This is a genomic window from Shewanella sp. LC6 (genome assembly GCF_006385735.2).
In the GTDB taxonomy this organism is placed as follows: Bacteria; Pseudomonadota; Gammaproteobacteria; order Enterobacterales; family Shewanellaceae; genus Shewanella; species Shewanella xiamenensis.
Window position 1 is genome coordinate 275,207 of the sequence record NZ_CP043903.1, and the last position, 20,116, is coordinate 295,322.

The 20,116-nt window shown below is 43.2% G+C and carries 33 protein-coding genes and 2 pseudogenes; 3 read left to right on the forward strand and 32 right to left on the reverse strand.

Annotation, left to right across the window (positions count from 1 at the left end; all coding sequences use genetic code 11):
- Window positions 1-17: 17 nt before the first annotated feature.
- Both traI and traJ read right to left on the reverse strand, forming a co-directional pair.
- Window positions 18-2,171 (reverse strand): TraI/MobA(P) family conjugative relaxase, encoded by a 2,154-nt coding sequence (traI, locus tag FJD32_RS23820; protein ID WP_140907748.1) that lies wholly within the window; start codon window positions 2,169-2,171, stop codon window positions 18-20.
- Window positions 2,168-2,548: a conjugal transfer transcriptional regulator TraJ gene (gene traJ / locus FJD32_RS23825; RefSeq protein WP_140907749.1), complete on the reverse strand. Its 381-nt coding sequence runs from the start codon at window positions 2,546-2,548 to the stop codon at window positions 2,168-2,170. The genes traI and traJ overlap by 4 nt, the downstream gene beginning before the upstream one ends.
- Before the next feature lie 352 nt (window positions 2,549-2,900).
- On the opposite strand from traJ, the gene FJD32_RS23830 reads away from it, so the two are divergent.
- Genes FJD32_RS23830 through FJD32_RS23840 form a run of 3 tightly spaced genes read left to right on the forward strand, consistent with a single transcriptional unit; the run spans window position 2,901 to window position 4,468 of the window.
- Window positions 2,901-3,287, forward strand: coding sequence for a TraK family protein (locus FJD32_RS23830; RefSeq protein ID WP_140916720.1), 387 nt, complete (start codon window positions 2,901-2,903; stop codon window positions 3,285-3,287).
- Window positions 3,288-3,296: 9 nt separating this feature from the next.
- Window positions 3,297-4,022, forward strand: a complete 726-nt coding sequence (locus FJD32_RS23835; protein WP_047533052.1) for a conjugal transfer protein TraL — start codon at window positions 3,297-3,299, stop codon at window positions 4,020-4,022.
- Entirely contained in the window at window positions 4,019-4,468 is a 450-nt protein-coding gene (locus FJD32_RS23840) for a conjugal transfer protein TraM (protein WP_088212927.1), read from the forward strand. Before FJD32_RS23835 ends, FJD32_RS23840 begins: the two co-directional genes overlap by 4 nt.
- A gap of 65 nt (window positions 4,469-4,533) precedes the next feature.
- On the opposite strand, the gene FJD32_RS23845 is transcribed toward FJD32_RS23840, so the two are convergent.
- The 30 genes and pseudogenes from FJD32_RS23845 to FJD32_RS23995 all read right to left on the reverse strand — a co-directional run bounded on the left by FJD32_RS23845 (window position 4,534) and on the right by FJD32_RS23995 (window position 19,708).
- Window positions 4,534-4,845, reverse strand: a complete 312-nt coding sequence (locus FJD32_RS23845; RefSeq protein ID WP_345890733.1) for a PapB/FocB family fimbrial expression transcriptional regulator — start codon at window positions 4,843-4,845, stop codon at window positions 4,534-4,536.
- 131 nt (window positions 4,846-4,976) lie between these two features.
- Window positions 4,977-5,378, reverse strand: coding sequence for a hypothetical protein (locus FJD32_RS23850; RefSeq protein ID WP_088212929.1), 402 nt, complete (start codon window positions 5,376-5,378; stop codon window positions 4,977-4,979).
- 11 nt (window positions 5,379-5,389) lie between these two features.
- Window positions 5,390-5,725: a hypothetical protein gene (locus tag FJD32_RS23855; RefSeq protein WP_088212930.1), complete on the reverse strand. Its 336-nt coding sequence runs from the start codon at window positions 5,723-5,725 to the stop codon at window positions 5,390-5,392.
- Window positions 5,726-5,800: 75 nt separating this feature from the next.
- Entirely contained in the window at window positions 5,801-6,247 is a 447-nt protein-coding gene (gene radC / locus FJD32_RS23860) for a DNA repair protein RadC (protein WP_088212931.1), read from the reverse strand.
- Between the two features lie 104 nt (window positions 6,248-6,351).
- On the reverse strand, window positions 6,352-6,660 hold the full coding sequence (locus FJD32_RS23865; RefSeq protein WP_088212932.1) for a helix-turn-helix transcriptional regulator: 309 nt from the start codon (window positions 6,658-6,660) through the stop codon (window positions 6,352-6,354).
- A complete protein-coding gene (locus FJD32_RS23870; protein WP_140907751.1) occupies window positions 6,657-6,968 on the reverse strand; it encodes a type II toxin-antitoxin system RelE/ParE family toxin in 312 nt (103 codons plus the stop codon). Before FJD32_RS23870 ends, FJD32_RS23865 begins: the two co-directional genes overlap by 4 nt.
- 95 nt (window positions 6,969-7,063) lie before the next feature.
- A complete protein-coding gene (locus tag FJD32_RS23875) occupies window positions 7,064-7,552 on the reverse strand; it encodes a hypothetical protein (RefSeq protein ID WP_140907752.1) in 489 nt (162 codons plus the stop codon).
- 351 nt (window positions 7,553-7,903) lie between these two features.
- The gene (locus tag FJD32_RS23880; RefSeq protein WP_088212934.1) at window positions 7,904-8,254 is read right to left on the reverse strand and encodes a hypothetical protein; all 351 of its coding nucleotides are present in this window, start codon (window positions 8,252-8,254) and stop codon (window positions 7,904-7,906) included.
- A gap of 64 nt (window positions 8,255-8,318) precedes the next feature.
- Window positions 8,319-9,938 (reverse strand): annotated as a pseudogene (locus tag FJD32_RS23885) (DNA sulfur modification protein DndB).
- A gap of 61 nt (window positions 9,939-9,999) precedes the next feature.
- Window positions 10,000-10,659: a DUF3560 domain-containing protein gene (locus FJD32_RS23895; protein WP_140907755.1), complete on the reverse strand. Its 660-nt coding sequence runs from the start codon at window positions 10,657-10,659 to the stop codon at window positions 10,000-10,002.
- A gap of 170 nt (window positions 10,660-10,829) precedes the next feature.
- Window positions 10,830-10,991 (reverse strand): hypothetical protein, encoded by a 162-nt coding sequence (locus FJD32_RS23900; RefSeq protein WP_205403064.1) that lies wholly within the window; start codon window positions 10,989-10,991, stop codon window positions 10,830-10,832.
- On the reverse strand, window positions 10,967-11,158 hold the full coding sequence (locus FJD32_RS23905; RefSeq protein WP_173944797.1) for a hypothetical protein: 192 nt from the start codon (window positions 11,156-11,158) through the stop codon (window positions 10,967-10,969). Before FJD32_RS23905 ends, FJD32_RS23900 begins: the two co-directional genes overlap by 25 nt.
- 114 nt (window positions 11,159-11,272) lie before the next feature.
- On the reverse strand, window positions 11,273-11,545 hold the full coding sequence (locus tag FJD32_RS23910; RefSeq protein WP_140907756.1) for a hypothetical protein: 273 nt from the start codon (window positions 11,543-11,545) through the stop codon (window positions 11,273-11,275).
- Window positions 11,545-11,928 (reverse strand): hypothetical protein, encoded by a 384-nt coding sequence (locus FJD32_RS23915; protein WP_088212938.1) that lies wholly within the window; start codon window positions 11,926-11,928, stop codon window positions 11,545-11,547. Before FJD32_RS23915 ends, FJD32_RS23910 begins: the two co-directional genes overlap by 1 nt.
- Before the next feature lie 551 nt (window positions 11,929-12,479).
- Entirely contained in the window at window positions 12,480-13,103 is a 624-nt protein-coding gene (locus tag FJD32_RS23920) for a recombinase family protein (RefSeq protein ID WP_240200042.1), read from the reverse strand.
- A gap of 17 nt (window positions 13,104-13,120) precedes the next feature.
- Window positions 13,121-13,312, reverse strand: a complete 192-nt coding sequence (locus FJD32_RS23925; protein WP_140907758.1) for a hypothetical protein — start codon at window positions 13,310-13,312, stop codon at window positions 13,121-13,123.
- 44 nt (window positions 13,313-13,356) lie between these two features.
- Window positions 13,357-13,704, reverse strand: a complete 348-nt coding sequence (locus FJD32_RS23930; RefSeq protein WP_140907759.1) for a hypothetical protein — start codon at window positions 13,702-13,704, stop codon at window positions 13,357-13,359.
- Window positions 13,705-13,851: 147 nt separating this feature from the next.
- Window positions 13,852-14,049 (reverse strand): hypothetical protein, encoded by a 198-nt coding sequence (locus FJD32_RS23935; RefSeq protein ID WP_140907760.1) that lies wholly within the window; start codon window positions 14,047-14,049, stop codon window positions 13,852-13,854.
- 279 nt (window positions 14,050-14,328) lie between these two features.
- Window positions 14,329-14,571 (reverse strand): hypothetical protein, encoded by a 243-nt coding sequence (locus tag FJD32_RS23940; RefSeq protein ID WP_140907761.1) that lies wholly within the window; start codon window positions 14,569-14,571, stop codon window positions 14,329-14,331.
- 28 nt (window positions 14,572-14,599) lie between these two features.
- Window positions 14,600-14,818, reverse strand: a complete 219-nt coding sequence (locus FJD32_RS23945; protein ID WP_140907762.1) for a hypothetical protein — start codon at window positions 14,816-14,818, stop codon at window positions 14,600-14,602.
- A gap of 15 nt (window positions 14,819-14,833) precedes the next feature.
- Complete coding sequence (locus tag FJD32_RS23950) at window positions 14,834-15,118, reverse strand: hypothetical protein (RefSeq protein ID WP_140907763.1); 285 nt, start codon at window positions 15,116-15,118, stop codon at window positions 14,834-14,836.
- Between the two features lie 12 nt (window positions 15,119-15,130).
- Entirely contained in the window at window positions 15,131-15,331 is a 201-nt protein-coding gene (locus FJD32_RS23955; protein ID WP_088212942.1) for a hypothetical protein, read from the reverse strand.
- A 22-nt stretch (window positions 15,332-15,353) separates the two neighbouring features.
- Window positions 15,354-15,542 (reverse strand): hypothetical protein, encoded by a 189-nt coding sequence (locus tag FJD32_RS23960; protein ID WP_088212943.1) that lies wholly within the window; start codon window positions 15,540-15,542, stop codon window positions 15,354-15,356.
- Window positions 15,543-15,567: 25 nt separating this feature from the next.
- Window positions 15,568-15,732: a hypothetical protein gene (locus tag FJD32_RS23965; protein WP_176400019.1), complete on the reverse strand. Its 165-nt coding sequence runs from the start codon at window positions 15,730-15,732 to the stop codon at window positions 15,568-15,570.
- Between the two features lie 35 nt (window positions 15,733-15,767).
- Window positions 15,768-16,010 (reverse strand): DUF2442 domain-containing protein, encoded by a 243-nt coding sequence (locus FJD32_RS23970; RefSeq protein ID WP_088212944.1) that lies wholly within the window; start codon window positions 16,008-16,010, stop codon window positions 15,768-15,770.
- An 11-nt stretch (window positions 16,011-16,021) separates the two neighbouring features.
- The gene (locus tag FJD32_RS23975; RefSeq protein ID WP_088212945.1) at window positions 16,022-16,291 is read right to left on the reverse strand and encodes a DUF4160 domain-containing protein; all 270 of its coding nucleotides are present in this window, start codon (window positions 16,289-16,291) and stop codon (window positions 16,022-16,024) included.
- 78 nt (window positions 16,292-16,369) lie between these two features.
- A complete protein-coding gene (locus FJD32_RS23980) occupies window positions 16,370-16,558 on the reverse strand; it encodes a hypothetical protein (protein WP_041413370.1) in 189 nt (62 codons plus the stop codon).
- A gap of 69 nt (window positions 16,559-16,627) precedes the next feature.
- Window positions 16,628-17,293 (reverse strand): site-specific integrase, encoded by a 666-nt coding sequence (locus FJD32_RS23985; protein WP_088212946.1) that lies wholly within the window; start codon window positions 17,291-17,293, stop codon window positions 16,628-16,630.
- Between the two features lie 851 nt (window positions 17,294-18,144).
- Window positions 18,145-18,345: pseudogene (locus FJD32_RS25330) on the reverse strand (hypothetical protein); the annotation flags it as partial.
- Between the two features lie 187 nt (window positions 18,346-18,532).
- Window positions 18,533-19,708: a DNA-binding protein gene (locus FJD32_RS23995; RefSeq protein ID WP_140916724.1), complete on the reverse strand. Its 1,176-nt coding sequence runs from the start codon at window positions 19,706-19,708 to the stop codon at window positions 18,533-18,535.
- Between the last annotated feature and the right edge of the window lie 408 nt (window positions 19,709-20,116).

Genomic DNA, 20,116 nt, shown 5'->3' on the forward strand with positions numbered 1-20,116 from the left:
TAGGCGCTTTCCTTTCACTAACGCTTAACCTTCCTCGCCCTCGATACCAAACCATCCTTATTAATCGATAACAACTCACCGATTTTGAATTGCTTCAACGTGCTAACAGGTAGCACGGCCACGGCTCCATCTGGTTCAGCAAATAGCATTAATGGGACTCCGTTAACGTTTCTCGCGCCAAGGTAAGCCGCTTTAGTAGGATTGGTTAACGGTCGATGCTCAGGTATTGAGATCCCCTGCTTTTTCTTCTCTAAACGCTCTGAAATATAGCTTTCTGCCGCAGCCATTTGAACAGGCGTTATTTTGGTGTGAAATACATTCCATCGCAATGAGTCAGCACTTCGTCTTTCTTTGTGCTTGTCCATGTTATTACGTGCATCACCCGGCAATAACACTGCACTTGGCTTGAGGTAGCTTGCCACATCGATACTGGACATTGAGCGCACGCTGTTATATCCGGTGGTAGGCGGTCTGTCGCTTCTCGCTCCAAATACTCCAAGGTCTGGCTTTTGTTCGGGTCGATCTCTGTAACCAAACTCATCCCCGGGTCTAAATTCGTTTCGGTTGGCAGTTCTTCGTCCATCTGCGCCATAGCTAGAGCGATCAAATCCTCGTCCGGCAATAATTCTTCGTTTGATTTCGGCATTTTGTTTTCCCAATAGTAAGTTATGCTTTAATTTTTCCAGTTCAGGGTCAGAAAACGTAACCCGCACATTACCAACGACAGCGGCCTTAACTGCGAGGGTCTTAAATTCATCTGTTCCGTTAATGGTGATCGTGTTACCAAATCGCTCCTGTGCCATTTTCAGCGCCGCAATAACGCCCTCAGCTGTAATGTTTCGAGCTATTTTTAGCTGTTGGCCGTCATCACGTATTCCCGCCTCGATGCCCTTCTGGTAACTCACCGCCCCCCCTTTAGTGACTACCTCGCCGCTCTTTACATGGTGTGACTCTTGGCCTGAGAAGGTATTACCTTTTAAGGTCGTACCCTTCCGGGCTCTTAATGCGTTCAATGCATCAACGTTCCCGGCCTCGGCCTGTTCCCTTAACCAGTCAGCCCACGTATGACGGCGATTATTCTTGTTTAATGCGAGCCGCTCATTCTGGTACTTCTGATTTATTTTCTTAATATTATCCTGTAATGACTTGCTCGCTTGACGATAGAGAACCTTTCTCATTAGATAATTATCTGACAATGAGATGACTATTCTCTTTAATTTACTAGAGCGTTTAATCATTTCAATTTCAAATTGCTTACGGCGTTTAGAAGCGTTTAACATTGATGCTTTCCGCTTCTTGTTACTGGCCTGTTCCTTTAAATAACGAGCGTATAAATCGCTAGTATCAACTCGTGTTTGCTTGGGCTCTTTCTGATAAGAACGGGTTTTGTCATCGACAAAATCAGACTCTTTAAACTCGCCAAATTTCGCTTCTAATTTTGCTTTAGAAAATGTTCTATCAACTGTACTCGCCTTAACAAAAACGCCTGATTCAATACTCTCAATAACAAAACCATTGCCTTTTTTATGCAAAGCCAGCCCATTAAACGCCATGACTTTATGAAGTTCATCCCAGTTTTTAGAGGACTTTATATCTTCATAACAAACCCGTTTAATCCATCCCACAAGACTTTCAATACCTGAATGATGCTCTAAATCACTCGCTCTACCAGCGGAAGGAATTTTAAGACCTATATGATTATCTACTTCAAGATTATGTTTTATTTCAAGCTTCGCGCATGATTCACTTAGCTTACGATAAGATTGCCGAGGGTCTAATGTAATTAATTTTTCAGGATGGATTTTATTAATAGCTATGTGCATGTGTACGTTATCAGTATCATAATGCACAACGCTTACACGCTGGTGTTCGGCAAACCCCAAATCTTTACAGATAGTTTTTTCTACATCATCTAAAATTTCTTTACTTGGATTTTCCCCCGCTCTGAAACTCACAATTAAATGATAAGTCTTATCTTTAGTTGTACGAGTATTCATTTGTTGCGTGGCTAATATTTCATTTATTGCCATATCTAGTTTACTAGAATGACAATTGGAAAATGAAATCTGCCCAACCCTATCAATCTTATCTTGCGAATCCGTGATATAATTGACAAGGTTTGCAAAGTCACTTTTCTTTAATGAATTAATAGGTACATGCTTCGCAATCATTTATTTTGCTCTAATCGTGGTCGAATTACTTTCGACATAACAGCACCTAATTCAATTTGTGTATCTTCAATTTTTGAAAGCACAGTGCGTATTGTCTCGGGCGTAAAATTTGCCACTCTAGCATCATCAGTTAGCCACCATTTTAAAAGCCCCCCTAAACGACCAAGGTTTCCACTAATTTTTGCCATTTCGCGCACCTGCTCTGCGTCAACGATCCCGGTGACTTGGTATCCCTGCCCAACGGCCAACAAGAATGATGAAACCGATTTTCCGGTAGCTTTTGCATTTGCCTCTATGAGTGCTTTTTCTTCTGGCAAGCAATACACCTTCAAAGGTGTGGTTCCTCGCCGTGTGACTGCTTGCTCTTTCTTTTCCATGGAGTACCCGATTTTGAATAATTAAAACTGACGGTAGTCGGTGGCCTCGCAGAGCAGGAACGTTGAGCCCCGAAGGGAGCGAATAAGTCAAAGTGATGAAGTCTGCAATGGTTTACCATTGTAGGACTACATCACCCATCCTGCCCGTTTTAAAAGCCATTTTACACCAAGGTTTGAGCCCGCACAAACAACGTACATACTCCGTTTATTGCTTGATCTTGAAAAATTGGGTGATAAACTGCGTAAAAACGCCGTTTTACCTGCATTCTACGCAGCTTATACGGAGTAAATCAGATCAAAATCAGTGATAAATGATCGCAAAAAACGCGATAAATACGGAAAAGAGATTTATATGGTTAAAGGCACCAGTGGCATAGATCAATGGTTTGCAAGTCGCCCTGAAAAAGACAAAAACCGCCGTAAAGGTGGGTGGGTGCTATTTCTTGCGGTATCGGATGAAGTTTTTGCGGCGCTTGATGCAGGGTATAACTTGAAAGTGATCCATGAATACTTAACGGATCAAGGAAAGCTCAAGTGCTCGTATGACACGTTTCGCGGGTATGTGAAAAAGTACCAGCAAAAACCTATCAGAACAGCGGCCGCCGCTTCTGCACCAGCGGCCAATGAGCAAGCCCCGGCTCCAGCTCTTAAAGAAATTAAGGCACCGAAGAAGGTACAAGCCGATAAACCAAAAAAATTTGAATTTAATCCCGAACCCCAAAAAAGCGATTTAATTTAAGGTAAACCTATGAGCAAAATTCATTTAGTACTGCAAGGCAAAGGCGGTGTAGGCAAATCATTAGTGGCCTCGCTAATTGCTCAATACAAAACAGCTCAACTAGACAAAGTGACTTGTATTGATACCGATCCAGTAAATGCCACTTTTGCGAGTTACAAATCATTAAAAGTAGACACATTTAAAATATTAGAAAATGACGAAATCAATATTCGCAGCTTTGACGCGCTTATTGAAAGAATCGCCCAAACCGAAAATGATATTATCATTGATAACGGCGCAAGCTCTTTTGTGCCGTTATCAAGCTATATTATTCAGAATGGAATAGCAGACATTATCCAAGAACTCGGCCATGAGTTAATTATTCATACCGTTATTACAGGCGGTCAGGCTCTATCTGATACGTTGAACGGCTTTGTCTCTCTAGTAAATCAATATCCTGAAAATTGCTCTTTTGTTGTTTGGTTAAACCCCTATTGGGGAGCGATTGAGGCTGAGGGTAAATCTTTTGAGAACATGAAAGCCTATACAGTTAACAAAGAAAAAGTATCGGCTATTATCGAGCTGCCAACACTGAAAAAAGAAACGTTTGGGCGTGATTTTGAAGATATGCTGCGCGATAAAAAAACATTTGATGAAGCGATTAACGATGAATCACTAACGATTATGAATCGCCAGCGTTTAAAAATGCTAAAAACCGATATATTCAAGTTAATCACTGCGGCGTCAATCGTATGAGCCAAGATATAGAAAAAGTCATTCAAGATATTGCCAAGATCCATAACATCAGTATTGGTCGTGACGATCCAATACTGATTTTATACACCATAAACGAAATGCTGCTTAAAAGAGCAACTGAGGCACAAGAAAATCAATTGAAAGCATTTCAGGAAGAAATTCAGCTTTCAATGAAACAATTGAGTGAAGAATCTAAGGATAAGGCTGAAAAGGTTATTTCGGCTGCGTTAAATGCTTCTCGCGCCAATATAGAACGCGCAACCAGTGAACAAATTGATAGTTTTAATAACCAGCTATCTAAAACACTTAATGGCTCACTGATTGAGTTTAAAACGATTCTATCGAATGAAAGCGCAAAGGGAATGCAGTTAGCCAAATTCAGCATGATTGCATCAATATTTGCACTGGCTAGTTCAGTTATTGTCGCGTTAGTCACTCTGCTGTAATAGCTGCAATGGGAACCCTCTAACGGCAGGGTTCCCCCACTCTTGAGTATCGAGCATAGTCAGTATTATCTATGTTGGCCACAGCTTGATAATTCATTGGTCGCATCGATCAAATCTTGATGTATCGACCACTTTTCATTTAGCACCGCTAAGGCTTCATGGAACTTCTGAGCTGACAAATCATTAGACGTGTAAGCAAACGCCATATGATACCCTGAGACTAAGTAAGCTCGTAACGCATCAATCTTTTTCTCACTATTGAACTTCGTAAAACGAAGCAAGCACTGAAATTGCTTTTCAGATACTTGCCCTTGGAGCAATCGCCCTACTTCCAAAATCCCCTCCAAATATCCCCTGTTAAGAGGGGATAACGCCAAACTAAATTAATACAACCATCCCCTGTTAAGGGGGGATAACGCCAAACTAAATTAATACAACCATCCCCTGTTAAGGGGGATAACGCCAAACTAAATTAACACAACCATCCCCTGTTAAGGGGGGATAATTGCTAAATATTTTGATACTCTACCATGCTTTTTTGCTGTTTAAACTCTGGATGCTCTTTTAGCTGCGAGTGAACACTAGCCGAAACATTGAAGTTAAGCCCTCCGGCCACAACCAAAAATTTCAAATGTTCAAGTGTCGGATTATCATTAGCCGAATCGTCCTCGATGATAAAAATATCATTCGCATGACACCGAGAGCGCCCACCACCAACAACGACATTAACCGCCCCTGACGGCAAGAAATTAAGCGATACAGGGTAACGATAAGCGCCAAAAACATTTTCAAATGCAAAGCTCGCTCTGTTGCTGCGACGGGTACAGCAAAAGTCATCGGTAGCAATAACGATAGTTTCAGGGTCATTCCCTTCTAACATCACTTGTTTCAATTCGTCAAAAAAACGCATAACCTAGCCCTCTATAAATCCAACGCTCTTAAATCATCATCGATAGAAGCCACCCCAGCCGCATAAAGCATCATGCGCCAAACGCCATAGTTAACAGGGCGGTTCTCTGTAGAATTTAAAGGCGACTCCCACTTGCGAACCGCCCCACTACCTTTGTTAGACAGTTTCACATTACCAAAAAGACTCAGTTTTTCACGCGAAAACCCTAGTAGTACACGCAGCGCGGCAACTTCTTCGGGGGTTGGCTGCACATAGTCAGGATGACAAGCTGGCAATGAGCATGGGCGATTTTTAAACGCATCGACTGTTAGCGGCACAGAATTGCAATATTGAGTTGTAGTTTCCATAAAATTTCTCTTTGGTTGTTTAGGGCTGCATTGCAGCCCACGGAACAAATAAGGCCGCAACGCGGCCAATGTCATTTAGAGCCAGCCACGTTCGGCAAACGAGGTAACAGAATCACGCCCAACAACAAAATGATCCAATGTAGCCACATCAATTGTCGTTAACGCTTGAGTTAACCGCCCTGTGATACGTCTATCGCTTTGGCTTGGCTCGGATATGCCAGACGGGTGATTATGGGCGAAAATGACCGCAGCAGCGTTATACTGCAACACGATTTTAACTACTTCCCGAGGATAAACACTGGCGGAATCAATCGTGCCGCGAAACAGCTCCACAAATTGAATTAAACGATGCTGACTATCCAGCAGCAACATTGCAAAAACTTCATGCTCGCGAGCAACCAATTGATTTTGTAAAAACTCCCGCGCTAAGTCAGGATTAGTAAAAACAGGGGTATAAATAAGTTTAGAGCGGATAATCTCAGCGGCTTGAGCCAAAATGCGTTGTTCTTCAACAGAAAACATGGACTAATCTCCGTTTAGGGTCATGGACTATTCCCGACCGACAAAGAGATTATACCGCCCCATCGGGGCGGTGTAAAGAATTATTTTAATGTATATCTTTACTGTTATACATTGATAGGTGATTGCTGAATACTGATTTGAAGGCTCGCGCCACAGGCAGCGGCATAGCGTTCTAATGTCTCAAGGCTCGCTCTATCAGCGCGATTTTCTAGCTTAGATACAGTGGCAGGGGTCACGCCCATTTTGGCCGCTACTTGTGCGCTATTGATCCCAGCAGATTTACGCAGTTGAGCCAAAAGCGCCTTTAATTCATCTTTGCGTTGTTCTGCCAAGTACGCCTCAAGCACTTCTGGATTTCTGAATGCTTTAGCTTTCACATCGGCAAATGAAACACCTTTTACTTTAGTGGTCATAGCAATTGCTCCAATCTTGATAATGCCAGTTTAATTTCTGACGGTGGCGTTTTAGCGGTTTTCTTAACAAACGTCCGTAAAATATAGATTTGTTTCCCTTTGCTAAACGCAAAAAAGGTGCGGGTAATGTCCTTACCCCCTGCCCTTAACTCGAACAAGCCATCCCTTATTGGTGCCGTGTCTGGATAGCGCAGTTGGTGTCCCTCTGCTTCTAGCTTTGCCAGTGCCCGAAGCGCCTTACCTTGCACGTTATTAGCCAATGCTAAGATCTCGGCTTCGGCCTCTGGATGAAAAATCAATTCAAACATTAAAAACTCCCTGTTACTGCAAGCAGTATAACACCGAATAAAATTAGCACAAAGGGAAATATTAGCTTTTAGGCTAACATTTCCCTTTAGTGAAACTAGAAATATTTATAAAATTCCCGTTCATCTTCGCTGTTAACTTGACTGATCATCATCAAGTGCCCATTAAGGAAAATGGCAAACTCAGCCCCAAACTCACCGTCCCGCCGTTTTAACTGCCCTGTTCTGGCGGCAACTTCGGCCACTTTATTAAAATCTTCTTGTGATATAGGCACTCGCTTAGGTTTCAATTGCTCGGCCACCTCACTAGCGAGTTCAAGCTTGATCAATTCCTGCTCATAGTTTTTTAAGCTGTCATTGCATTGGGCTAAGTAATTAGCGTGATAGTGTTTTTTACTTAAGGTATTGCGTAAGTTACTAATATTCGTTTTGGTGTCAGCAATCATACGACTCAAGCCTTGATATTTTGAGAGAGCCATAATTTCGGCGCTAATATCATTTTTGTTGGAGCCTGACTGCTCCAGCGGGGATACGCTGGTCGCTGGTAACTGCTTAGTGCCTGTAGTTGGGTAAGTTGAATGTGTCATGGCGCTTTCTCCTGTTGTTTCGTTATCATCTTCGCTATCGCCTGTCGTACTTGCCGCGCGGCATCGTTCTGAATGGCAAGGGCGCGAAGCGGCGTAGCGAACCCTTGCGATTCAGGTTGTGACTAAGCAAAAGTGAACGACTAGCGAGTGCGTAGATGTGAAACAACGGGGAGCCATGACGCAAAAAACGTCACAACGTAGAGGCACTTGGCAATTAACAGTGAAAGCCTTTGATTTTTGCTTAACTAGCCCCGATCGTTACCCGAATGGGCTAAGACCGAACTTGTGAGGGCTTAGTTTCACTAGCGAACCTGTGAGCGTGTGAAATAGAGCGGGTTCCCCCTTGGGGGGCTACAAGTTCTGTGCGTTTAGGATCTCTTTATATTTGGCCGCAATAGCAATGTCATCTTGAATGGACGCCAGCCCAGCACAGTAAAGCATTTGACGCCATGCTAAATACTCAATGGGCTTATGATATTTGCTCGTTTCAGACAATTCCCACTTATAAACCTTGTCACAGCCTTTTTGTGAAATAGCCTTACCAAGCAATACGCCCAGCTGCGCCTGAGAGTACCCCATTAGCAGCCTAAGCTGTTTTACCTCTGCCGCCCTGGGGGGCACGTAACCCGGTTCAAATTTAGGACGGACACAGGGCAACGGCGCATAATCAGCGATAGTTAACGGCAATACAGACTCACTCATAAGCCAATCTCTTAGTATGTTGAATGAAAGAGAGCCGCAGCGCGGCTCCCGTTCTTATTGAAGATTAGTAATCTAAACCGTGACGCAAGCTGGTTTCAATCATGCTATTAGAAAGCTCTAATCCCGCTGTTCGGCGCAGCTGCGCCGCAGTGAGTTTAACGCTATCGTTATTCTTAACCATGCGGTCAGCTTTAACACAACGACCAGCCCAAAGATCATTATCTTTATTATATGCAAGAGAAGATAGGGACTTCATAACATCAAGCGTAACTTCCGGCGCAAGGTCAGCAAGACTACTCAAGGCCAACCCAAGCGACTCCAAAAATACAGCATGACCAATGATAAAATCAGTTCTGAGGGTTTCAGGCGTAATAACCCCAGTTATCACTCTATCTAAAAGCCTAAATGTCGGCTGCATGTTACCTACCACGGTATCGAAAAACTTAGCCATAGCCTCGGTTTCATTTTCAGGAAGGTTTGCAAATCCCGCCTCACTCACCCCGAGTAATTTCTCAGCAAACTTTTTCCAATGCACCAGCGACCACAATTTAACGCTTTTCGCGCCGATGGTTGTTCTTTCTTTATCAATCAGAGCGTTAATCTCTGGATGACGCTCTAGCGCATCGAGGACAAAGCGGTTAAACGGATTGCGAAGATCATAGAGCGCGTTAATCGCAGCACTGGGCTTAGATAAGTTAGCATTCAGATCAGCAAACATTTGTTTTGACCGTGCCAGCCCTTCGTCAAAGTAAAACACCACAGGGATAGTTTCGTCTCTAAGCGTTTTATCTAATTGAATAAATGTTTCCGCAGACATACGGCGGTGCTGGCCGTCATTGATCTACAACGTGGCATCAACAGGGATTCGCAGAACCCCAAGGCGATCAGCCAAGCCACCGACATTAAGCGGGTCGAACACCATAGAAGCGTTAACGCTTACTGTGAGACTGGGCAGCACGTAGCTATCACGGTTCGACACGACATAATCAGCAATATCTCGCGCATGGGCAGGATTAACGACACGCTGCGCCCGTAGTTCAGCGGGTAGGGTTTCATCCGCGAAAGTGAAGAATTTAACCAAGTATTTAAACGGCACTTGGGCAATGTAAAACTCTTTATTGGCTTGAATCCCTTTCACAGCAGGAAATGAATAGGTGTACTCTGACGCCGCCTGTTGAAAGGATTCAACCACGCTCGCCTGTTTAGCCTTCATTTCGGCCATTTTTTGGCGGTTAAAATCGCGTTCTTCAAGCAGTTCTAACGCGCTTTTTTCAAACTTGGCAAACCAATCATCAAAGGACATATCCGCGCCAAACTCGTCAAAACAATGGAGATTAGCACATGCCTCGCCAGCCTTTTGCCCCGTGCGAATGGCTTCAATCACATCAGCGCATCGAGCAGCTTGGACGCCAACCCTTAAATCACAGTACAGCATCCAAAATATTTCACGGTGGTTTTCACCGACCTTTAGGCTATCGCCATTGTATTCAATCACAGTTTGTTCAATGCGTTTAAGCGCATTGCTTGAGGTACGGCCTTTAAATGCCGCTTGAGAGGCCGCATAAGAATCATTATGACGACCCAGCACTAAGCCAAAGTCACCACGGCAAGATTCGACAGAATAAGAAAAACCTTCAGTAGCTACACGATAAAACATAGGATATTTCCTTTTAAAAATGGTCATGGACTATTCCCGACCGACAAAGAGATTATACCGCCCCAGCGGGGCGGTGTAAACAATTATTTTATTCTTCTTGTTCGCCCCATAACTTAACGGCCAGCTCTAATTTTTTCTTACATTCGTTAACTTCTTTCTTGGCATATTGCAGCGAATAAGAGTGACGCTTTGGATATTTACCCGACTTAAGGCCAGCGTGTTTATCCTGTGCGACTTCTAGTAAATGCTCGAAATATTCAAGACTTTCAGGCATCGATAGGTTTATAACGTCCGTTCTACTCGCCCAATACGCCGCTTTGGATGCGTGGGATTCCGCTTTATTTTGTAACTCTATGCTCTTATCCATACGGGCATGATTTCGAGCAATTAGCGCACGGTGACGACTTTCGCTGTGATGCCCGACTTTGATAGGCTCACCGAGCGATAAAAACTCATGCCCTTCCATAGCGGCACTAACACACGCATCACTTTTAACTGCCGCCTTATTTGCCCAATCACCATATTTTGCGGCCTTGGCCTTGGCGTGTTCCTGTGCGTTATAACCATCTGACCGAACTATCGAATAATAATGAAATTCGCCGTTAACACTGCTGCCCAAAAAGTTAAACACAATATGATCCCTTTCTGTGCCGTGCTTAGAACAAACTGGAATAACCTCACCTTTTTGGTGTTTTTCGCGACATTTTGCAACAAAGACGTTAGGGGCAAATTTATAGTATGAGTTCATGGATCAATCTCCGTTTGGGGTCATGGACTATTCCCGACCGACAAAGAGATTATACCGCCCCACTGGGGCGATGTAAACACTTTACCAATAAATATGTATATCTTTAATGTTCTACATAAAGACAAAGAAAAAACGCACTCATTGAGTGCGCTTTCTTGAACGATTAAACATTAATGACCATATAAATAATCATTTAGCAACATTGCAGTGGTGCGGGTTCTATCTGGCTCGGTAATGATAAAAATCTTTTGAGCCCCAAGACTCCACGTTGAAAGCACTCGGCCACCCTTAACAAGCATATCGTCATTTAATTTTTTATCGGCCTCTGCCATATCCCCCAATCACCCGCAGCATGGCGATAAAACAATTCAGTGAGCGCCAATTTGTCAGAGTGCGATGGTGTTAACGCATTCACGCCATTAGTGACATAAATATCACCCAGCCAAGCCATTACTCTTTGAACCTTGGCCGCTTCGCTTTCTTGATTTGCTGTAAACATGGACTAATCTCCGTTTAGGGTCATGGACTATTCCCGACCGACAAAAAGATTATACCGCCCTTTTGGGGCGGTGTAAATATTTAACCTAACATATCCAGTTGATATAAAACAAAATTAATCAAGATCATCGATGCAGATATACCCCATAGATGTACGTAAAAAAGCCTTAATATCACTGTGCCCAAGGCATTTTGAATAAACACTTAACGCATCTTTCAGATCTAAAAAAGCCGTTACATTTCCATCTGTATAGCTTTCAAGTGCGGTAATATCACCAGATACATACGCCGCCCCACATGCAATAGCTTCATCAACAGAGGCATAAGTGCCTGTATTGATAAACGTCAAGGTGTTATCTAATAACTGCCAATATTGGTTCTGAGACATTATTTAGCCTCCTTTGCTTTGGCTTGAGCTAGTCGCGCCTCTGCCTTGGGATAACATGCCTCAGCAGCTGCTAAAGCGCGCTCATATTGCTCAAAGTCATAGGGTTTAGCCCTTCTGCATGTCAACCCTAAAAGCCTTGTATGATTGCGTTTCAACCGCGCTAAAAAGTCCGCTATTTCCCCACTTCCCACGCAAGCGTGATAATGGACGTTAACCATATCAAACAGGCTATCAATGGCATTGCGGAAGTCGTACACAGGCACAGCTTCTTTTATGGTGTTCTTTTGAATATCGTCTTTGGAGAGCCTGCTTTTAGCTTCTTTGCTGGCTTGTTCAGCGATAGGCTTAGTGAGACTTGCAAGAGTAGTGATTGAGTGTGTCATGGCTGGTTTGCTCCGTTTGGGATTATCATCTTCGTTTTCGCCTGACGTTCTGTCCGCTTACCATCGTTCTGACTGACAAGGGCGCGAAGCGGCGCAGCGAACCCTTGCCGGGCGGGTTGTGGTCAGCGACAGATCAAACGGAAGCGATAAACGATAGGGATAATCCTGGGGCAAACATGACACCGAAAGAAACGAGCGCCGCTTAGTCACACTTGCCTAGCTCTGAGCGAGACAGTGTGCTTTTGCGGCTTTTGCGATAGCGATATGTAGGGCTTTAGTCCCCGAAGGGGATGAGCGGTTAGCGAACCCGGAGAAGCGCGGGTATCGCCCTTTTTAGAATCCTTGCAGCTCTAATTCTCGGAAACAATATGCAGTGTTAATTGATGACAGATTAGCCGAACGTTCTTGATATGAGAGACTTAAATTTTCAGAAACTTTTCTTTCAGCGCCGGACGCTTGGATCTCTAACGTATCGATACACTTACTTGCTCTAAACTTACGAACCCAATGCCAATCTAACTCACTAAACGTTTTTTGATCGATAAAGACCATTAATCCAGTTCCTTTGCTTCAAGACTTTTAAGCGTTTTCACATGCTCTTTCCAGACACGTTTTACAGTAGCTTCACTGCAACATGCTTTTGTGGCCGTGAGAGATATTGAGTCACCCGCGCCACGCAACGCAATGATGAAATGATGCAATTGCTTATTGGGTTTTCGGCCTTCATAAAGACCTTTCATTTTGGCCTGTTCAATGCCCTGCGCTTGACGTTCCCGCCTCAGCTCGTAATCATCCCGCGCCGCTTGAAGCGACAAGCGCAACAACAGGCTTTGGATTGAATCTAAAACAATCCGGGCAACCCCACTCGCATCATCAACCAGCTCGGACAGATCAACTAGCCCCGGGATAGACAGCTTGGCTCCCTTATCTTTAATGCTCTGGATCAGCTTTTCAGCATCGAGCAGCGGCAAACGACTAATCCGGTCGAGTTTTTCAGCAATTACCACATCGTCCGGCTGCAAATCTGCGATCATGCGTAGCAGCTCTGGACGGTCTGAGCGAGCGCCCGAGGCTTTTTCTCTATAAACCCCGGCCACATAGTACCCCGCCGCCTTTGCATCGGATATAAGGCGCTCTTGACGCTGTAAATCTTGGTCATCGGCGCTCACACGCATGTAGATTCTAGCTACTTTCATTTTTGATTAGGGTTAGGAAAGAGCAAATCGTTCAACTTAAGATCCCAACCTGATAAAATAACATCTGCAATGTCAGTTGAGATTTTATCTTTGTCAGCATCACTCAATTCATAATTTCTTAAAATAATTTCTACTTGCTCTTTAACCATTTTTGCTTGTTGTGCTATAACCTTAGATTTATCAGACATTTTATTTCCCTTGCACAAAGTTAAGATAGTTTGCGGTAAAAATTTTAAATTTTATCGCAAACTAATACTACTGATTTAATATTAGATTCGTGGATTTTAACCTTATTTATTAATGGTACGCCCATAAAACCCGTCTCAAAACACACCAAATTTTTAGCATGAAATTCATTAGTAGCTGAAACCGTCAGTGAAGAACCATCTAAGAAAGTAATTTCGTAAATTTGATATGCATTAGGATTAAAAGCATAACCACATGCTCCACAAAAATTAGGAATCGCTCCTGTCGGTGTTTTTTTGTAGTGATAGCCAAGCTTGCACATCACCAGACGCCATATAATAAATTTAATTCGTTGCAGGTTCATAAATCTCAAGATGCTGTCTACTCCTGCCATTGACTTCTAGCCGCATAAAATACCGCAGCTGATACACCAAAGGGAATGACATTAGCTAGAATCTGCGGGAGCCCAACAAAGAGACAAATTCCCCCCGCTATAGAACCCGATAACAGCGCGGCCAACAGCCACTTACCGCCCCCCGGCTTAATCCGCATTATCACGCCCCGTTTCCGAACTTGTCATACAACGAGCAACATCAGGGTACTTGGGCTTGCTCTGGTTGTTCTTTTCAGCAAGCGCAAGAGCCTCGGCCTTAGTGATGTTAAGGCGTACCGGGTATTCCCCTTCTGTCTTGCTGTAGCCGATCACCATCCAGTTTTCTTCGTTAGCGTGCGATTCCATATAACTCTCCAAAAACTCAGTCATCCTTATTTCTACTATCAACTATAATTTTCACCGCTCCAAACTCAACAACTATCACAATAAATATGAGCCATTCAGCCGATGAAGGTATACCAAAATATATTAAAGCCATTGATATAAGGAAGTGATAAACAAGCACAGTGAATACAGGCATACGTTGATTCACCTGTATGCTCATTTGAATATTGAAAATCGTGTTGCGTATATTCTTCGCAATGTGAGCAATATAAATTCATTTTGACTTCCCCCTCTATTGTTTTAATTAATTATTTCGGTAGTGCATTGAGGGTGGTCTACTGGATGATAAACATGCTTATGGTTGTAATTCGGGTTATCAACCAACGTACCGCTAGTAAGTTCAACGTGAATTGAATACTTAAAATAACCAGAAACCACGCCAAAGTTAGTGGACACCTTATACGCGCCTGTGCCTATTCCAGTTTCATCTTTTTGCGTGATTTTTACCTTCGTCCCGATTGGGTAATTAGTTTCAATATCCATAATCATAGTTTCCGTTAATTTTACCGAGTCAATTTCGCTCTAAGATAATGCCATTCTTGAGTATGTCGTATGTTGTTTTACACACGACACACGTTACAGACTTACTTGTTCTTTTCATCGGATTATCAAAATTTTCAAGCTCTCCGCAAAATGTCTCAAATGGGTCAAATTCACCCCTTGTAGTCTTAATGTGAACAGCACCTTCTGCATCTTCAACTTTAAAAACTTTATGCTTCTCACCTGACATTTTGTGGATATTCCGTTAATAAACTGCTGCTACTTTTCTAGCCGCTTGTTCAAGCAGAGCAAGATGATCTGAACGCACAGCTTGGCGCTCTTCATCAGTTGCACTTCTGACTTTATCCAAAAATGTTAATGCGTCTTTCAGCTCGGAAATAGCTGATAACTGTTCGGCTTCTAAAACTTCAAATTCAGCTTGTTCGTCAAGGCAATCTTGGCAATATTCAGACCTAGGAACAGCATAGCCTCCGCAGTTATTATGATTCCGACAGTTAACGTACTGCTCTACACACGCAGGTTTATTCATGATGACTTTCCGTTATTTTTTGGCCTGTGCGCCGCGGCGCATTCTGAACAAGCCTTTGTTGATGTAATGGGTGATCTCTTTTTTGGCACGCCTACGGTTGCGATAAATGCCGTTATAAGCCCACAAATCATTATCGCCGTATACAACGACCCAGCGACCACGGAAGTGCGGGACGATACCAAAGCAATCAGATACCCACTCAGGATTAGCCATACAAAGTTTCCGTTCAAGTTGATTAATCTTTAGTGCCTTTAACCCAATCATTCTGTTGGATTGGGACTTCACCGTTTCTTTGCTTTCTAAATCTGGTCTGAGATGCGAGGTGGCAGAAAACTTTACCGTCACGTTCAACACCTAAACCCCAAATAGTCCAAATGTCACCGTCTTTGCGTACAGTCATATCGTAACTTAGTCGTCTAGCCATCCTGATAACCTCTATTTTCCGCCGTCTACAGTAGAGTCCAACCGTTGTTAGTTCGCTGCCACTTGCGTCCTAGCTTACGCCCGACACGCAGGTAATGTGCTGCGCCGTTTCGCGTTACGCTTTCTGCATGGCCGTCAGCTTCGATAACGCGCCAGTTAGTTCTTGAGCTTATATCAGTGAATGTGCGCATAATTTACTCCTGAGCCTAGTGTGCCTACTTTCCGTTTAGTTTGCTTTGATTAACTCAGCTTCGAGGGTATCCGCGCTAAAATCCTGCTCATTCGGCCAACGAATCCCCATGCCCGAGCTATCAACCGATACTTGTTTCAAATATTCTTCATTGGCTAGCTCTTTAAAAAAACCTTTATTGGTATAACCGCTAACATCGAACAGACCTGAATCACCGTTAGAGAGGCTTACGTGTAATTTAAAAGCCCCTGCATACCTCACGCTGTTAACTGTTAACATAACGCCTCCTACTACCGTAAAGGGTCGATTTGATATGGCTTCTCACCGTCAATCGCCAGTGACCAATCGGCCATTAGTTCATCTTCGTGAATGGCTATCCATGCCTGTAACAATTTCAATTTTTTGGCAGGGAAATTTCCTTCCAAAACATCACCACTTGGGATAGCTACCGATACCTTAAACTCAGCGAATGTTGCATGAATATGAGCCTGTTTATGACGCTTATTATCAAAGCAATACATATAAACGATAATTCCGTAGAACATTGAAATTGTTGGCATTGGTGCAATCCTTAAATTTTAAGCTTAAGATAATTATGAGCGAATACCGCTCACAAGTCAACAAATAATGTGCGATATTCACACATTTTTGCTATTGCGATGTTTAATTCCATCTACGATCAATTCAACGGCAGTACGTCGAGTTGCCCACCAGTCGTAGAACGTGCGCCGCGGCACTTTGGCGAGATCAGCCACCTCTTTTGCATCAAGCCCAACTTGAGCGCGGCAGTATGCCGAAAAAGCCTCTTTATCTGCGGATTCCGCCATAAATTCCTCAAAATTTTACGAAACTAACAACTTTATAGTGTGCGCTATTCGCTCATAAATGACAACAAGTTAAACCCAATCAATCCCGCACATTTCTTCTACCCGCCTTGGTTGAATAACAACATAGTCGATAGTAGTTTCAGGGCTAGCGTGGCCGAGTATTCGCGACACGGTTTCAATCGGAACGCCTTTTACTACAGCATTCGTACAAAGCGATTTACGGCCAGAGTGTGAAGATGCTAAAGGTAAACCGCACTTTTTGTAGATCTCCCTCATAGCTTGCTCTAGTGCATCACAAGCCCAATACTCCCGTATCTCTCCTGAGTCGAGTTTTCTAGGCTTAGGCTGGAGCGAATATGGAGCACCACGAACTGTATACAGAAACCGTGACTCTGGAATTAATCCTTGGAAGTCAGCGCGGCCAGATACCCCCCACTTTTTTACTAAGCGGTGATCAATCCATTGCTGAATAATCTCCCTCGATGTCTTGTTTGTAAGCCAAACAGTTCTTGGCTTCAACATCTTACAAATGCTGGCTGGTAGGTGGATTTCTTCTTTGATTTTGCCATTGGCAAAAAGGATGTGTTCCGTTCTAAGTAGAGCGATCTCAGTCACGCGCATGGCTGCGTGAGATAGTACCAAAGCACAGCGTTTACCTTCGCTATGCTGCATGATTTGGCATGTATTTAGGACTCGGTTTATTTCTGCAGGTGTGAGTGCGTCAGCTTTACTCATTGTCTGTATATCCTCTGGTTACTGGAGTATGCAGACAATGCAATTAATTCACTGCCTAATCAGTGTAACACGGCATAACGCAAGGGATTCACGGAAAGCAATATACTTACCAGCAAGAGAGTCTTTTGCTTACCACTCTAAATATCATTTGATACATAGCAAAACCACATCAAAAAACCTAACATATTGAAACGCAAGAACATAAAGCCAATCATTTGTATCAAATGATACTAATGATGGCTATTTTCCTTCTCTAAACGATTTATCACTTACAATGCGATTTAGGCCATTTAACACCATTTGGTGTTAAATGAAATTTGATTTAACACTAAATGGTGTTAAATCGACCCTATTTCTGGTTATTTGAGTGTCACCGATGAATTGTATGATACGTTTTGTATTACTCGTTTCCGAGTTCAACCTCCCCCTACGGCCAAGCAATAAAAAAGCGGAGCCCCTAGATAGGAGTTCCGCTTTCTCATTTCGCAAACTGCCTATTCGGCAGGTAAACAACTTTTTTCTGAGTGATCTCATTGAGATTATTTTCAGCTGCCTATTCGGCAGGAACTAGCAGATTAATTATTACATTTACTAAAGATAAATTTCAACCACTGACCTTATTTTATGGTGTTACTAGCTCTAATCTTAACGATTTCTGCTTCACATCTAGCTTCCAGATCCGTGTCATTATGCTGGGCGGCAAATTGCTGAATAGCATGGAGCAAGTTACTTCTATGATGCACTGGGGCTGCATCCGAATACCCCAATAATGTCAGGGCTTCTTTCAGCCTGTCATACGTATTTATATAATCCTTAGTATCTGCATCGTTGAATATCACAGTCACAGATTGCTTGTCTGGATGGGTTACACCGAACAATCTCAATACCAAGCCCCGCCAGCCTCGCTTAGATTGGCGGTTCGTCTCATAAAGATCATTTAGTTCCCTCCGCAGCTTAGCCCACTCTGAACACAGGGTTACATGATCGAGGTTAGTTATATGAACATGCTTACCGTCAATCTCCACTGTATGAATACCACCTTTAGTAACCATATTTTCTCCTTCGTTGACTTAACCCTGTCGGTTTAATTAGGTATACCCAAACGAGCCACGGCCAAAACACATAGCTCATAAAGACTTACACCAATTTAAAAGAGCCACCTAAAAAGCCCCGACTTAAACGAGCTAGGCCAGCCCTAGCGACTCCATGTATATCATTAATGATATACATCACTCTTTCTTACTTTGATTTACCATGCTTTTGTTGAGCAGCATTTAAGGTCAACGCACTCAGCTTACCCTCGGCAATGTCGGCACGACTATTCGCCTGGGCTAATTGCTCACTGGCGTTAAGCAAGGAAACTTTTAATTCAGCTAAGTTACGCTCGGCGTTATTGGCTGTATTCGTTAGCACGGCATTTTTTTGTTCAAGTTCAGTGCTGGCCTGTGCACTTAACTCAAGTGAACGTTTTAGATCTGTAATCTGCTGATTGGCAAACCCCAGCTGCTCTTTTAAGCCATTAATTTGATTTTCAGCAACACGCAAGTCAACGGCTTTTTCTTGTTCTGCTTCTTTAGCCAAAGTTAAGGACTCTTTAGCCAAGGTCAGCTCTACTTTTGCCGCTGCGAGTTCAGCGTTCAGAGTTGCATTGACCCGGTTACTTTCATCAGCCGCCGACTTCAACAACTGAATATCGCGCTCCAAGCTTGAAATCTGCTGATTGGCAAACCCCAACTGCTCTTTTAAGCCATTAAGTTGATTTTCAGCAACACGCAAGTCAACGGCTTTTTCTTGTTCTGCTTCTTTAGCCAAAGTTAAGGACTCTTTAGCCAAGGTCAGCTCTACTTTTGCCGCTGCGAGTTCAGCGTTCAGAGTTGCATTGACCCGGTTACTTTCATCAGCCGCCGACTTCAACAACTGAATATCGCGCTCCAAGCTTGAAATTTGTGTCACTTGTTGCCGCTCACGTTCAGACAAGGCCGCCAATTGCTGCTTAAGATCTTGGTTTTCTTCAATGAAACGACTAAGCGTTAGATTCACACTCTCTATTTCATTACTCTGGCGGTCAATTTCATCGATATAGCCTGTCACCTCGGCATCGTGCCTTTTCTTCGCATCATCAAAGGCTGTTTGTTCAGCCTTAAACAACGCTTGCGCTTCTCGCGCCAATTCAGCCCAAACAGGCTGTAAAAGCCCTAAAAGGCGATCAGTAGGCATATCAGGTAAGGATTCAATCGCCTGTGAGGTACGCTGTTCTCGCCAAGCCTTTAACAATGGAGTGATCGAAGTCAGACTCCCTCTATTTCCGTTTAATTCGCGTATACGTAGATTTGTTGGTTCAACCCCCTGAGCGGTTAAGCGATCAGCTAAGTCGAACACTAACTCTTGTGTAATCTTTTCTGATTTATCAACCATACTTAACCCTTAATGTAATAATGTAATGTATTCATGTAATACATTACATTATTACATAAATACAATAAAGGGATAAATCAAATGAAATGGTAAGGTTTTACTGATAATGTGATAGTTAACGGCTTGGATTCCACGGTGAACAGCGTCTGAGCCGCCGCCCCCTGAACTGGGGGCTAGTCTTGCTAAGAAAGATAAGGAAGAAAGCGCAGCGTATAACATCAAAGCTATACACTGCTATATGAGATTATCTTAAGAACCGCCGGAACTGTTTCTGTGTCCATTCATCTTTAAGCGATAACCACTGCTCAACCAGTCCAACAGGCAAGGCTGGTAAATCGATTAGACGAGTATTAGCAACTAATGTATAGTCGTGCTGTGACATATTTTTTACCTCGAAAGTTTTAAGTG